Source organism: Nocardia sp. NBC_00565 (assembly GCF_036345915.1).
In the GTDB taxonomy this organism is placed as follows: domain Bacteria; phylum Actinomycetota; class Actinomycetes; order Mycobacteriales; family Mycobacteriaceae; genus Nocardia.
The window spans coordinates 38,898-52,578 of record NZ_CP107785.1 but is presented as its reverse complement, the minus strand read 5'-3'; the positions used below and the strand labels follow the sequence as shown (position 1 = coordinate 52,578).

The following is a 13,681-nucleotide window of genomic DNA, read 5'->3' as shown; positions in this document are numbered from 1 at the left end:
TCGGGATCGAACTCCACTACGCAGTAGGGGGCGACTACGTAACGTTCAGCAGCCGGAAAGCTGCGTCGTTAACGGAGTCCGCGCCGACACGGAAGTGCGCATACCAGCCACTCTGTCCGGTCGGACGTCCCGATGCCCCAAACAAGTGGGGTATGTAACTAAGAGTGGTGCCCAAACGATCGGCAATGACGTAGTTGGAGAAGTCGCCGAACAGCAGGACCAGGTTGTCGGCCAGAGCGGTGATGCTGGAATCCATCGCCTCGGCGACGAAGTCCGGGCGACCCAACAGTTCGGTCTTGCGGCCCTCGGCGAGCTGACCCCACAGGGCCGAACCGCCGTTGGTGTCGAACCGGCGCATCGTGTTGTAGATGATCCGGTGCGCCAACCAGGAACCGTTCGCCGCATACCGGGCGGGGAGGGCGCCATCGGCGGCGTACACATCGGCCACGGCGAAGGTGTCGGTGGTGGCCGATGCGACGACGCTGGAGCCGCCAGTAAGGGCGGTAATGATGCCGGTCGGCTGACCGGAGCCCGAACCGGTGACGAATGCCACCGACTCCATACGGTCCTTCTCGAACGCGATCATGTTCGCGATCTCGTTCGCCAGACTCGACGCGTCAGCGCTGACCTCGAAGGACTGAGCCACGAACACATCGCCCTTGTAGACGGGGATGGCGGGCTGAGCCAGGGTCGGCGAATCGTCGGAAACCTCGACGCCTTCCCCATCCCACGAACCGGTCACGCCAGCCGAGGTGATGCCGTGCCACACATCGCCCGCAGTCTGTACAACCCGGGAGATCTGACGCACCTGGTTGAACGAACCATTCGCGGTGATGATGACCGCCGGGTCCAACTGGAACGGGACAAGGAAGCCGCCGTCGGTGTCGGTGAGCGACATGGCACGCGAGAGCGCCTGCTGCTCGCCGGAGCTCAGGGCCAGTTGCTGCCCCTTCGCTCGGATGATCTTCGTGAACGCGCTCGAGTACTCCGGGCTGGTCGTGCCGAGAACGAACTCCGACATCCGCGTGGACTTGACATCCTCACCTTCGACCAGGCGCGCCGACACTTCACGCACCTTGTCGCTGGCGTGCGGCATCCGCTCGATCGCATCCAGTGCGCGCGAACGGAGTTCACCACTGGTGCCATCGCGGCCGTACCGCATCTCGGTGGTGTCCCACGGATTGCGGTACTTGCCGCCGAGCGATGGTGCGCCGTTGCGGACCTGGTCAACCTTGTCGAACTGCGGGGCCTGCTCGATGTACTCCGACGCCGCGGGAGTGGGCGCACCGGTGGCGGTACGGATCTCGGCGAGAGCCGCGTCGTGCTCGAGGTCCAGGCGGTGCTGATGCACGGTCCGGAATTCGTCGACGAGCGGAGCGACCTTGGCGAGATCGTCGGAGGTCTTGTTCTCCTTCGTCTTCAGACGCTCCAGTTCGTCCTGGATGTCCTTCTCGCGGTTCACCGCCTGCTGATGGGTGAGTGCAGTACTCATTGCGGTTTCCTTAGGGGTGGGGTTGATGCCCGCGCATATGTGACTTCGTTGAGAGCGACCTCGAACTGGTGCTCGAAAGCAGCAGCGCGGGCGGCGTCAACGTCGTCGGTGGGTGCGGGTTCGGTTGAGTCCGTCTCGTGCTCCCCGGCCTTTTCGGTGGGTTGCGGCGGGTCGGCGTCCTCGTCCGAGTGCTCAACGGCCACCCTTGAGGTGGTGTCTTGCGGCTCTTCATCGGACCGCTCCGACGAATCGGAGTTGTCGGCTGCGTCCACCATGAACACAGCACGAGCGAGCAACTTGCGCTGCTCGGGGTCATTCAGCCGTCCCAGGTCGATCACCGTGGAACGAACGCTTGCGGAGGTCTGCTCGTAGGCGGGCCACACGACGGGGCCCACTTCGGCGACCTTCAGTTCTTTCAGGGTGCGCATCAGCGGGCCGCGGCCTTCGGCGTCCTGCCAGAGGATGTCGATGACGTCTTCTGGTTTGACGACCTTGCCGGCCTGGTCGCGCCACTCCTCCCGAACCACGGAGAAGCGGAAACTCATGCCGTCGACGGAGCCTTCGGCGATGGCGTCGCGAATGGGTTCGACCAGCCAGTTGTCCGACAGCCGCGCTTCGACGTACAGGCCGCTGGTGTCCTCATGGATGTCGGTGATCCGCCCGATTGGGATGCTCCCGATGAGCGGGTGGTGGCCGTGGTCGAACTGGAACTTCGGGGTGTTCTCCCGGATGCTCTTCTTGAACGCCCCCGGGGCGATCTGCTCGTCGAAGGTCCCCTCCCAGGAATCAATCCTGGTGGGTGCGTTGAACACTGCGCCGTAGCCTTCGAAGGTCAGCCCGTCGCCCGCAGGATCGCCGTCACGGGTCAGCGTGAACGGGACCGACCGACACAGGTCCTCACGCGCCGGAGACGTCAGTTCCGTTGCCATCTGTTACTCCCTGTGTTGGGTCGGCGCCCGGCTTCTGCAGCTGGACGGACATGAGTCCGGAATGGACAAGCAGACGAAGGTCGTTCGCGTTCACCGCGGCGACAACCGAGTCGGGGGTGTACCCGGACCGGATATAGGCCTCGATGGTCCGGGATTTGGTTTCCGCGATCGTTGCGGCGTCGGCTTCGTCTTCCCGGAGGAACGGAACATCGTTCGCGTCATACCAAAGGCGCACACTGCCGCTAGGCGGTGGGACGACCTGCTCCATCGAGCCGGCCATGTTCTGCCATAGGGGATGGGCGGTTCCGTCCGCGAGCCTGCGCCGCGCCTGCCCATAGTTCGAGTAGGTCGCGGAGGCGAGGCCTTCTGATAGACCGACGATGATCGGCGGCACACCCGCCGCTGCGGCGATGCGCGTCTCCCCACCGCCGCGCACAGATTTGAAGTCGATTTCTTTGAGGTTCGCGCCGACCGGTGTCACATCCGCGCCCGGATACAGGTGCAAGGTGCGGTACGCGTTCTCGACGCCACCGTGCTTCTCCGCCATCATCTCGGCGAACCGCTTGACCTTCTCCTCATTCGCGGCCACGTCATGCTTGACGACAAGGTTCGGGGTGGCGCCATGGTCGAAGAACTTCCGCTGATGGCGGGTCATCGCGTGGTCGGCTTGGATTTCACGCAGGATCGGCGTCAGCCACGACATCCCCGAGAACACGGCCAGCGGGTCGGGGATGGGCGCGAAGTGCGCCACCTCGTCCACCGTGAACGCGACGCCCTCACTCTGGGATGCCCGACCACCCTCCGTATACAAATAGCCCTTCTTGATCCAGCCCACCTGACCGTTGCCGCGATTGCGGCCAGCGCGGTCGGTGTTCATGTACCGCTTTTGGCCGACGATCTCCACCCAGTCCGGCCGCAGCCGCACCAGCTCGCTACCCTGGCGCACCCAATAGCTGTTACCGGCCAGGTCGGCGTCCTGGATCATCCGGCCCAGCAAATCTTGGGTCGTACCACCTGGCCACGGCCGTTCGAGGAGGCCGAGATCTGCGGTGCCGAATGTGTCGCTGGGCTTGCCGTCCCTCAGTTGCTGCCACCGGAACCGCGGCGAACTGAACACCAACTGGCGGACCAGCATGCACGCGAACACCACGCCGTTCGCTGCGTACGCGCCAGAGGCGAGGCCAACAAAGTTGTTCGACGGCCGCTCTGTGTCCGTCCCTGCCAGGGTTTGCTGCAGCCCCGTCTGGTAGCTGTATCCGCCGAACTGGAACTGGTTCAGCATCGCGGCGTAGTCGTCGATCGTCGTGACGATAGGGACGCTGCGTTCGCCGCCCTTGAAACGCTCCAGCAGTGACGCCATCAGCGCCGACCGCGCATATCAGCAGGATCGAGCAGCACCACAGCAGCCACGATCGCCAGCACGCCTCCAGTTATCAGCGCCCACGGTGCCCCGACCAGCATCCCGACGCCAGCGACAACAGCCGCCGCGCCCAGCACCGCCATTACCAGCAGGATCAGGGTCAACTGCGTCACTCCCAGAACCCCCAAACCTCGGTCTCGGTCTTCTCGACAGGTCCGTGCGCGATCAGCCCGTGCACCGCCAAGGTGGCCGCCACAAGCTGTGTGATGTCGGTGTTGGGACTGGTGCGGTCCCATGCCCACGCGTCCCGCAGGTTTCGTTTCTTCGCTGAGCACACCGCAGCCTGCAGCGGGCGGGCGCCGAGGTGGCGGAGTTCGTCCTCGACGATCGCGTCGTAGAACTGGCCGCACGCCCGCGCCATATCGGATGCTCCGGTGGTGGTCACCTCCACCCCGGCTTCAGTGATCGCAGGGATGAGGGATGCCGCGGCGGAGAACGAGTCGATCACCACCGCGCACGGGTTGAACTTCTCCTTCAACTCCGCCAGCCGGGGTGCTATCCACGCCGTACCAGGTAACGAATCGGCATCGTTACCGCTCTGAGCTGGGACGATCTCAATGTGGATCTTGAAGTCCGCCCGACGGCCAGCTACCGCGATCGCAGCGACCGATCGGTCTTGGGACAGGTACAGCCCGAACGCCACCGGATCGTTGGGCTTCGACTCACGGTCACGCAGGTCGCGCCAGGTGTCCTCGGAGATCAGCGGCAGCTCAGCTGCCGAAGGTTCTTCCCACCAGCCCATATGCTCGCGAGCGAACTCGATCGGCGGTTCGGCCCGACGAAACGCAGCGATCTTCGCGATCGTGATCCGGCGGCCGAGCGCAGAGTTCGCGACTCGCCAGTTCTCCCGGTCGTCGAGGGCGCACCCCTCAATGCCCAGCATGTGGGTACATGCGTCGCTCGCGCATCCGCCAGGCGGTGCGCAGTACTCCATGTACCCCAACGATGGATCGCCGCCTGCGCGACCGCGGTCTCTGATTCCTCTCAGAATCGCCGCGCCCGCTGTGCCGGCCGAGGATCCGTAGGCGACCTGAGAACGGGGCCGGGCCGCCAACGTCGGCAACACAGCCCCCGTATGCACCGCCTGCAGAGCGAACGCTTCGTCCAGAATCAGTTTGTCGCCGGTCAGGCCGCGCCCGCCGCGGTGGGTGCGCGCCCGGAACAGCATCCGCTGCTTGGTCGCCAGTTCGATGCTCTCGTCACCGTTGCCGCGGTAGATGCCGTTCGACGGCCCCGGCGCCAACCGTTTCCGCAGCGGTGCACAGTCCTCGATCAACGTCGTCAGGTCGAGGAAGGCTTCCTTGGTGGTCTGCATCTCGTGCGCCGACCACACCACCAACCGCTCCTCGGTGATGTACAGCCAGCCCAGCGCCGCCATCTTCAGCAGTCCGGACTTCATGTTCTGCCGGGGCGCGATAACAGCGAACTCGAACACCAACGGCAAACCGTCGGCGTCCAGTGCGAAAAGAACGTCGAGCGCCATCTCCTGCTCAGGGTCTGGCTCGAACCCTGCCAGGGCTGACAGATCAGCCACTTCAGGGCCATAGGTCTGCACGTACTCCGGGTGCGTGAAGTACGCCGGGTCGAGCAGCCGTTTAGCCAGACTTGCGGTCACGACGCAGCCTGAGTTCGTCGACCGGATCAGCCTGCGAGGTCACGCCCTGCGTCGCCGTCCCCATCACGGTCCGCAGTTCCTTCGACAGCGCCGCCATTGCCGCACCAGACGCGTCGCCCATGCGCTCTGCCAGAGCAACGGCTTGGCGCCCGAGCACGGTGTCCAGCCGCCCCGCCTCGGTTAACTCCTGGCGCACCGCCTCTACCAGCGGATCTGTAACGGGTTCATCGCCGCCCGGCAGGTGAGTGACGGTAGGTTCACGGCGAGGTTGCTGGGCGTTGGCGGTTCGGCATTCGGGCGAGCAGTATTTCGTGGTCCTCGGCTTGCCTGGTTCGATCGGGCCGGCGCAGTAATCGCAGACGCGCATGGCTACCTCCGCTCCGGACCTGCTGGTAAGCTGGATCAGCCGCCATCGCGGACCGTAGAAATTCCTGTCAACCCCTGTGACCTGCGACTTTGTTCGACCGTAAATATTTCGGTCAATCTGAGGTCAAAATGGGGCCGGAAATTTTACGGACTTGCCGATTTGGCCGCTTTCTGCCGATATTCCTGCCTACAGGGCTTGCGCTATGCGCGCCCGATGTGCTAGGCATCCGCTCATTCCTGAGGGAGAGAAGGAGGGACTGGGCGAAAGAGTCGCGAAGTGCATGGTCACAGCCTCGCGGATACCCCTCCCCCCTATCTGAATTACCCGTGGGGGGTACCGCGAAAACAGCTGAAGTCAGACTTCGACCCTTTTCGCCGTAAATCTTACGGTCACCCCGGAATATTTCCGGTGGCCCGACCGTAGATTTTCCGGAGGATTTACGGTCGGGTCGGCATCGGCCTACCAGTCACGCGAACGCGGTGGTGGACCGGAAGATTTACGGGTCTCCGCCGAAGATCTTCCACCTGCCGATCGGTTGCAACTCACATGCTCGGGACCGCGATACTTCGTCCGGTCATGGTCGTCGTGTCCGAGGTCCCATGGTTGGCCGGGAAGGATGCGTGCCTCGTCAGGTGTTCGGCCTTGAGCGAGGCAGCGCCAGCAGGTTGCCTTGCCGGCCATGACCACAGGTATGAGCGCTTCACGCTGCTTGCGGTGCGCTTGGCCGTAACCTCTCTCGGCTGTGGTCTTCGCTCGTTTCGGTGTGCGTGGCTCTGACCTGTGGGTTTGCGGTTGATCGCCGGACTGTTGCTCATACCAGCGTTTGATCGCGCCCTGCATCCACCACGGTCGCTCCGCCTTGGCTCGCTCCATCACGACATCCACGCCTGGGTCGATGGTGATCACCTCAGCACCAGCCATCTTGTAGCGGTGCAGTAACTGAGCTGAGGGGGTGGAGTGAATGAGGTAGACGTCGCACTCATGGGCCAGAGTCAGGGCCTTGTCGATGGCTGCCTGCCTGGCCGCTTTGGTGACAGCCTTGACGGTCTTCGGGTGTTCGTGGCTGTCAGGGTCCTGATCGCCTGTCAGGGCGGAAGCTAGCCGGTCGTAATCGATGATGAGGTCACCGCTCTTGGCCTGCTGTCTGCACCACGTGCTCTTGCCGGCTGCCGGCGGGCCGATCACCACATACAGCATGGGATCACCTCGCCGGAAGATCTACGGTGCGACGCCAGCGATCGCGGTAGCTGATGCCAGGCAGGGCAGGACCTCGGCCCGCATCGCGTCGTACTTGGGGTGGAGACGGATCGCTGGCGTGCTGTCGATGGCCGCTGCTGCGATGCCTCGGCCTTTGCCGTCGCGGGCGTTGTGGTTGCGCAGAGTAACCGTCAGGTGAGCTGGGTATCCGGGCCGCCACGCCTGCGCGTCGTCCATATCGATGGCGAGGAGGATGACCGGCTTGCCCTCGGTAGTGCTCACTGGCTGACCTCATATCCCGGCTGGTTCGCCTCGACGTAGCAGCGCTCATGCCACACGCCCCGCTGGTCGGTGATGGTGTTGTCACCGATGGGTTGGCTGCAGTGGACGCAAGCCGAGAGCTGGAGGTCAGCGAGAACTGTTTGCCGCATCAGCTGGCCAGGATCCCCGCGCTGGTCGCCGCGGTGACCCACGATTGCCACTCATCGACCATGACATCCGCGAACGCCAGATCGCTCATGCTTGCCGGGTTGATGACCCGCTTGGCGTCGAGGTTGTCGATCAGGCCAGGGACGTCCAGGTCGTCCATCGAGTCCCAGAACGGTGCGTTGACGAGGGTCAGCACCTTGACGAACACGGCGTACCGCTTCAGCTCCTTGAGCAGCTGTACCACTTCCGCGCGGTCGTGGGGGTCGTCGTCGGTCACGATCACCACGTACAGCGGCGCGACTGCGGTCTTCGCCATGTCGAGCACCTGCCGCAGCGCAGGAGCCAGCAGTGTGCCGCCCATCTGGCTCGGCCGGAAGATCTCGCGGTTGACGACGTTGGCGTAGTTGTCCAACGCGACCTCGACGGTGGGCCACAGTCGGGAGTCGAACGGGATGACGGGGATTTTGCCGTCGCCGTCGATCTGTAGCGCAAACGCGAGGGCGCGATCCACGAGGGTCTGCACCATGCCGTTCTGGTAGCCGGAGCACATCGAACCGGAGTGGTCGAGGATCATCACGGCCTCGGCGCGAATGCCGTCCAGACCGGCCTTCGAGAGGCTGATTCCGGCCTTGTCGAACTTCTTGGTGAGGTCGACTCCACCACGCTGCTCGACGGTCGCCCTATTGACGGCCGGGCCTGATCCCTTAACGAGGGTGATGGGCCGGGCAGCACAGTCACGGGCGAGATCTGCGGTACTGCGCATCCGGTCGCGGCTGAAGATCCCCATAGTCGTCAGCTCGCCGAGCCTGTGATGGCGCCCCACAGGAGGCGGGGCAGCATGAAGTCGTTGTAGCTGATGATGGTCCACAGCAGGGGAAGCAGGGCAGTCATCGCAGGCTCCTAATCGGTCATAACGGGCGAAACAAACCGGCGCGGTAACTCCTCCGCTCGTGGACACACCAGCAGATTTGTCGCACACTTCCGATAGAATTGAGGCAACTACGGAAGGGGTAAAGCGTTGCGGCAGAGCCGCTTCCCTTTCCGCCGAGCCAGGGCCTTCTGCTGTGGGGCACCGGACCAACCGATGCCGCAACGGCCATGAGCTGACCGGCTCAAATGTGGTCATCGACCGCAAGGGCGGGCGCGAATGTCGCACCTGTCGCAACGCTCGCTATCGAGCAAAGTACCGCGCTGCCAACCCCGGTGCGGCTCGATACAACTCCGACGCCTGCAAGAACGGCCATCCTCGCACTCCGGAGACCCGTCTCAAGGATGGCACCTGCCGCATCTGCAAGCGAGCAGCGAACGCTCGGTCGCGGGCTAAGCTGCGGGCTCAGCGGGCGGCTGCGGGCTACGACTGAATGCGACCAGCAACGATGCGAGCCTCAGCGCCAGCCGAAGCGGTGTGCGAGGTTCTGCACACGCTGTCGTCTGCGCTCACAGCGGGATCCTCAATACCGGCTCCTGGTACACGGGGGGCAGGATGCCGACCGGGTGATGCAGCAGGATGCGGATGATCAAGGTCCAGTCGATCACTTCGGTGTCCATCCTCTCCCGGCACCGTGGCCGGTCTTCGTCACCGGCCCATAGCCGATCGCTGCACGCAAGCGGTTCAGGGTTGCTGCCTCGGCGTCAGAGAAGCAGTCGGGCATCGACAGAGCCACATGCTCGATGTCCTTGCGGGACACCATCACCATGTCGTTGTCATGCAGGAGTTTTGCTGCCACGATGGCCGCCAAACGCTCGGTGTCGATCGCCAGAGAGGCTGTAGCCATCAGGGCTTCTCCGCAGCCTCGACGCCCGCGTTGATGGCGGCGAGCATGAAAGCTTGCGCGTTCGGAGAGAGCCTCGCAGCGGATGTCCGGAAGCTGCAGCCCGTCAAGCTGGTCGGGATGATGTCGCCCCGCTCTCCCGTGCCGCGCTCGATGAGGCCACCAGTGGCGAAATCAGGCATCAGGACTCCGCAGCCCACTCGTCGTAGGCCCGTTGGATGTCCTCAGCCAGTGGGGCGAGGATCAGATCGATAGCGGCGTACAGGTCCATCAGGACTCCTCGGTGACGGTGGCGCCTTCGCTGTCATTGATTCGAATCAGCAGCGGCTTGGGAAGGATGCGCACCGCGCCGGTGGGCGCGTGGTAGCCGCCGTCGCAGTAGACGATCGGAAGGCTCGGTTCGAGGCTGCCGTCCAGCGTCGGAATCGCCTCAAGCTCTTCGGGCGACAGGATGACGCCGCCGTCAACGTATTCGGGCATCAGGACTCCGATCCGATCGGTTGCGACCCATCCGCCATGACCGCGGCTGCGGACCACATGAGAGCGAGATCGTCAGCCATCTCGGCGGCGAGTTCGCGCATCCACTCGAGAGGCGGTACGCCGAGCATCTCCGAGAAGCCGCTGAGGGTGGACGTCATGGCGTCGGCGATCCGTTCCACCTCGGCAACTCGAAGATCGGCCATCGGAAGACTCCTTATCCGTCCATCCCCAAAATTTGGCTGAATTTGGTTTTGGTTAGGAGTTGGGGCCGCAGCGCGCTGGTTCCCCGGCTGTGGAGGTAGGGCCCCGTGAGGCGTTTGCGGACCTCGGCGCGCTGCGGGGATTGTGGGGGCGGTTGGTTCGCCTGCGTGCTGGACGGGATCGGCATCGCCCGTAGGGCTCGTTACTCGTCTCGCGGCCATAAGGCTCGTGCCCGATTCTTCGCGCCTGTTCCCCCGCCAGGAGAGCACCTGGTCTTACTGTCCAGCCCGCAGGCCAACCGACCGAGCCGAAATGGGCACACGAGTGGTTACCACCGGACGCTACGCGTCGCGTGCGATCTTGTCACGTTGGCGCGCTTGACGTGCCCTCGCGCAGTAGTCGATCACGTCCCGCCACCGGAAGAGTGGTGCGCGATTCTGCCCCAGATTCTCGATATGGCCACGCTCACCCCACTTCCTGACCGTACCCGGCATCACCGACAGCAACTGGCCGATCTGCTCAGGAGACAACAGCTCATCCAGGTCCACCACTTCGGACTCGATCGGACGCACCCAAGCCTGTCCCAGCTCGACGGCGCGGTCATCCAACTTGCGGCAATGATCGGGGTCGACGGTCATCAGCGCCCAGCGGTAGGACTGCGTGATCCGGCGCGCTCGCTCGAGTTGAGTGTCTTCGGGCCACGGCCATGGATCCTTCACGCCACCAGCGCTTTCTGCTTCTCGAAGTCGAGGACATTGCTGAGCAGCGCGAAATGCTGCTTGTCCCAAACGATCCGGCAGCCTTTGCAGGTGACGCGCTCCTGGTCTTTCGATACCGCGAGCGCTTTCCGGGCACAGTGCGGACAGGGGTCACGCAGATACGTCGTAGTCTCGACGATCCCTAAGATGATCTGCGCGCGCCTATGCAGGTCCGCGAGGCCCAGGATGCCGTCCACTCCATCGAGGATGGTCGTAGTGAAGCCGTCGCCGCCATCGGGATGAGGTGCCCATATCGTGAACTGGCGCGGCGGCATGTCGACGATGGTGCCGAGGTTTGAGCAGATCTTCGTCAGGCACTCGCCGACGTAGTAGGGGTCTTCTCCCGGCAACCGCCTAGCCCAACGAGCAGCTTCCTCGCTGATCTCAGTCATCAAGGTATCGATGCCGAGCGGGATGGGGATCGGAAGTTCGCTGCTCCCTGACACCTTCGGGTCCGGTGCGATGGAACGCTCTTCAGCGAACTCTGCGGAAAGCAGTCCATAGTCCGTGTCGAGTTCCCGGATCGCGTCGAACGCGCACTCTTCGCATGGCCGGCACAACGAGTTCGGTCGCTCCACTCCCATGCCGTGGAACTCGCCCTCGGTGTCACGTAGGCGCGCTTTGCAGCGGCGGCCCTGGCGGCATTGGTGTTCGGGATTCTCGCGTGCGCTCATCGGACCTCCACAGCCAGTTAGCCAACTGACTGCGAGTTTATAGGCTCGAGATGAATGTCTCGAGCCGCCGCGCGCTGGTGGGGACAATGCCCTGTAGCCGGGTATTGTCTAGCGATTTGACTTGATTTCGTCTACCGATTAGACTTACACTCATGATCACCGAACAACCCGTCCGAGTCGTCCTCAGGACCCTCACCACCGCTGGATGGTCCTTCAAAAGGAACGGCAAGGGAAGCCACGAGGTGTGGGAGTGCCCCACCGGCAAGCATCCCGTGACCGTCTCCACCGGGCACGGAGCCGTCAGTGCCGGAGTGGTACGCACAGTCAACAAGGCGATCGCGGGTTGTTCCTGTGAACAGGAGGAGTAACCGTGAAGTACGAAGCACACGTCACCGGACGTGACGGCCGCTGGTGGGCCGTCACCATTCCCGCTCTGGGTGAGGATGCGCTGACACAGGCACGCAAACTCTCCGAAGTCGAAGACGAAGCCCGCGACTACATCGCGGTCACCCTCGACGTCGCGCCGTCCACCGTCGAAATCGAGGTGATCATCGACGATTTCGGGCGGGCACACAACCTTCAGGAACGATCCAACTGGATTCGGGCCGCACGCAAACTCATCGAGCAGCTCGAAGATGACGTGCAACGCGAAACCCAAGCGTTGACTACTGAACTCACAGCCGAGAATGTGCCTATGCGAGAGATCGCACAGTTGGTAGGCACCACATTTCAGAGGGTCGGACAGCTCGCCTCTGTCCACGGCGCTCCGATGTCACTGTGGGCGGTCGCCGGTGTGGATGCGGATCTGTTCGAACGAGCCCGGGAGATCTTCACCGAACTGCATCGAGCTGCTGTGCAACCCGACGTGACCGCGGGGCTAGCGGACAGGCAGGTGCGAGTGAGCAGGGTCCGCCGGCGCGCATCTACTGCCTGATCCGGACACCACTGAGGCCACCGCGAATGGGTGGCCTCAGTCGTGTGAGCAACGCGGCGCGAAGGTGCTGACCTGCACCGATTCTCCGAATCCCCAGGTCGCAGCTAAACCGCCTCGCCGACGGCGCGCACTATCAGAACACCTTCCAGCAGCAAGTTGCCCATCCGCTGCTCCTCCGCGTCGTCCGTCACGTGCCTTTGACGTTCATTAACTGCCGCAACTCATGCAGCACAGTCACAAGAGGTTCGGCCGCGACCATGATTTCGTCGATCGGCTTGTAGGCGTCCGGGATCTCGTCCACCCACTCCTCACCAGCCCGATACTCGATGCCCTCCATGCGGGCGGCGAGGTCGTCGGCGGTGAAGCGTTTCTTCGCTTCGGTGCGGGACATGCGCCGCCCGGCCCCGTGCGGCGCCGAATGCAGGGCAGGCACGCAACCCTTCCCCTCCACCACATACGAGTGGGTGCCCATGCTGCCGGGGATCATGGACCGAACACCAGCGTGCGCGTCGACGGCCCCCTTGCGGGTTAGCCACACACCACGGCCGAAATGATTCTCCATACGCGTGTAATTGTGGTGGCTTGTGATCCTGTCGACCTCACCGTGGTCGTCGACGCCGAGCCAGTCCGCGAACACCGCGGCGAACCGGTTGAGCATGTCGTCCCGGTTCAGTGCCGCGAACTTTTGCGCCCAGTTCAAATCCTTGATGTAGCGGGTGAACTCGTGGGTGCCTTCGACGATGTAGGCCAGTTCCGGGTTGGGGAGGTCGATCCACCAACGCTTGCACAACTGTTGGGCGATTTTGATGTGGCGTTGCGCGATCTTGTTCCCGACACCACGCGATCCAGAGTGCAGGAACAGCCACACATGATCGCGTTCGTCGAGGCATAGTTCGATGAAATGGTTCCCGCCGCCGAGCGACCCGAGTTGCTCACGCCATTTCGGCGAATGCGACAGATCAACCCCATCCCGATCAGCCCGCCCCTCCAGCTCGGCGACGTGAGCGCGAGTGTGGTCTCGCTCGATGGCGTCGTTGTAGTTGCCTGGGCTGAGCGGGATCGCCTGCTCGATCGCTGCCCGCAACACCGCCAGATCATGGCCTTGAATGTCGGCGGCGGTGAAGCGGGTCTCGATGCTCGACATGCCGCAGCCGATGTCGACTCCGACCGCGGCCGGGATCACAGCGCCTTTCGTTGGGATCACGGTGCCGACCGCAGCGCCTTTTCCGGAATGCGCGTCGGGCATCAACGCCACATGCGGGAAGATGAACGGCATCCGCGCGGTCTCGTTAGCCTGTGCGATCGTGGTCTCATCGATCTCAGTGGCCCATGACAGCAACTTCGGGCCGAGCTTGGTGACGGTCAACAGGGGGATCCCTTCCGAAGGTGAGGTGTTCCAAGCCGGGCCGCCAC

At 63.7% G+C, this 13,681-nt stretch carries 18 protein-coding genes; 2 read left to right on the top strand and 16 right to left on the bottom strand.

The window, feature by feature from the left end; all coding sequences use genetic code 11:
* Positions 1 to 34 precede the first annotated feature (34 nt).
* The 15 genes from OG874_RS00510 to OG874_RS00440 form a co-directional block, all read right to left on the bottom strand.
* The gene (locus OG874_RS00510; RefSeq protein ID WP_330253133.1) at positions 35 to 1,492 is read right to left on the bottom strand and encodes a phage major capsid protein; all 1,458 of its coding nucleotides are present in this window, start codon (positions 1,490 to 1,492) and stop codon (positions 35 to 37) included.
* Positions 1,489 to 2,421 carry an HK97 family phage prohead protease gene (locus OG874_RS00505; protein ID WP_330253132.1) on the bottom strand — a complete coding sequence of 311 codons (933 nt, stop codon included), beginning with the start codon at positions 2,419 to 2,421 and terminating at the stop codon, positions 1,489 to 1,491. The genes OG874_RS00510 and OG874_RS00505 overlap by 4 nt, the downstream gene beginning before the upstream one ends.
* A complete protein-coding gene (locus OG874_RS00500) occupies positions 2,390 to 3,781 on the bottom strand; it encodes a phage portal protein (RefSeq protein WP_330253131.1) in 1,392 nt (463 codons plus the stop codon). The genes OG874_RS00505 and OG874_RS00500 overlap by 32 nt, the downstream gene beginning before the upstream one ends.
* Positions 3,781 to 3,954, bottom strand: coding sequence for a hypothetical protein (locus tag OG874_RS00495; protein WP_330253130.1), 174 nt, complete (start codon positions 3,952 to 3,954; stop codon positions 3,781 to 3,783). The genes OG874_RS00500 and OG874_RS00495 overlap by 1 nt, the downstream gene beginning before the upstream one ends.
* Positions 3,951 to 5,456 carry a hypothetical protein gene (locus tag OG874_RS00490; RefSeq protein WP_330253129.1) on the bottom strand — a complete coding sequence of 502 codons (1,506 nt, stop codon included), beginning with the start codon at positions 5,454 to 5,456 and terminating at the stop codon, positions 3,951 to 3,953. Before OG874_RS00490 ends, OG874_RS00495 begins: the two co-directional genes overlap by 4 nt.
* Positions 5,437 to 5,823 (bottom strand): hypothetical protein, encoded by a 387-nt coding sequence (locus OG874_RS00485; RefSeq protein WP_330253128.1) that lies wholly within the window; start codon positions 5,821 to 5,823, stop codon positions 5,437 to 5,439. The genes OG874_RS00490 and OG874_RS00485 overlap by 20 nt, the downstream gene beginning before the upstream one ends.
* Before the next feature lie 459 nt (positions 5,824 to 6,282).
* Positions 6,283 to 7,020 (bottom strand): AAA family ATPase, encoded by a 738-nt coding sequence (locus OG874_RS00480; protein WP_330253127.1) that lies wholly within the window; start codon positions 7,018 to 7,020, stop codon positions 6,283 to 6,285.
* Positions 7,021 to 7,041: 21 nt separating this feature from the next.
* A complete protein-coding gene (locus OG874_RS00475; RefSeq protein WP_330253126.1) occupies positions 7,042 to 7,302 on the bottom strand; it encodes a hypothetical protein in 261 nt (86 codons plus the stop codon).
* 148 nt (positions 7,303 to 7,450) lie between these two features.
* Entirely contained in the window at positions 7,451 to 8,236 is a 786-nt protein-coding gene (locus OG874_RS00470; RefSeq protein ID WP_330253125.1) for a VWA domain-containing protein, read from the bottom strand.
* Between the two features lie 745 nt (positions 8,237 to 8,981).
* Complete coding sequence (locus OG874_RS00465; RefSeq protein WP_330253124.1) at positions 8,982 to 9,224, bottom strand: hypothetical protein; 243 nt, start codon at positions 9,222 to 9,224, stop codon at positions 8,982 to 8,984.
* Positions 9,224 to 9,403: a hypothetical protein gene (locus tag OG874_RS00460; RefSeq protein WP_330253123.1), complete on the bottom strand. Its 180-nt coding sequence runs from the start codon at positions 9,401 to 9,403 to the stop codon at positions 9,224 to 9,226. The genes OG874_RS00465 and OG874_RS00460 overlap by 1 nt, the downstream gene beginning before the upstream one ends.
* An 88-nt stretch (positions 9,404 to 9,491) precedes the next feature.
* Positions 9,492 to 9,701: a hypothetical protein gene (locus OG874_RS00455; RefSeq protein ID WP_330253122.1), complete on the bottom strand. Its 210-nt coding sequence runs from the start codon at positions 9,699 to 9,701 to the stop codon at positions 9,492 to 9,494.
* Complete coding sequence (locus OG874_RS00450; protein WP_330253121.1) at positions 9,701 to 9,904, bottom strand: hypothetical protein; 204 nt, start codon at positions 9,902 to 9,904, stop codon at positions 9,701 to 9,703. The genes OG874_RS00455 and OG874_RS00450 overlap by 1 nt, the downstream gene beginning before the upstream one ends.
* Positions 9,905 to 10,243: 339 nt before the next feature.
* Complete coding sequence (locus OG874_RS00445) at positions 10,244 to 10,621, bottom strand: hypothetical protein (protein ID WP_330253120.1); 378 nt, start codon at positions 10,619 to 10,621, stop codon at positions 10,244 to 10,246.
* Positions 10,618 to 11,334 (bottom strand): hypothetical protein, encoded by a 717-nt coding sequence (locus OG874_RS00440; RefSeq protein WP_330253119.1) that lies wholly within the window; start codon positions 11,332 to 11,334, stop codon positions 10,618 to 10,620. The genes OG874_RS00445 and OG874_RS00440 overlap by 4 nt, the downstream gene beginning before the upstream one ends.
* Before the next feature lie 152 nt (positions 11,335 to 11,486).
* Here OG874_RS00440 and OG874_RS00435 point away from each other — a divergent pair, with 152 nt between their 5' ends.
* Both OG874_RS00435 and OG874_RS00430 read left to right on the top strand, forming a co-directional pair.
* Positions 11,487 to 11,702 carry a type II toxin-antitoxin system HicA family toxin gene (locus tag OG874_RS00435; protein WP_330253118.1) on the top strand — a complete coding sequence of 72 codons (216 nt, stop codon included), beginning with the start codon at positions 11,487 to 11,489 and terminating at the stop codon, positions 11,700 to 11,702.
* Positions 11,703 to 11,704: 2 nt separating this feature from the next.
* Positions 11,705 to 12,268 (top strand): hypothetical protein, encoded by a 564-nt coding sequence (locus OG874_RS00430; protein WP_330253117.1) that lies wholly within the window; start codon positions 11,705 to 11,707, stop codon positions 12,266 to 12,268.
* 187 nt (positions 12,269 to 12,455) lie between these two features.
* Here the strand turns inward: OG874_RS00430 and OG874_RS00425 are convergent, their stop codons facing one another.
* Positions 12,456 to 13,634, bottom strand: coding sequence for an RtcB family protein (locus OG874_RS00425; protein WP_330253116.1), 1,179 nt, complete (start codon positions 13,632 to 13,634; stop codon positions 12,456 to 12,458).
* Between the last annotated feature and the right edge of the window lie 47 nt (positions 13,635 to 13,681).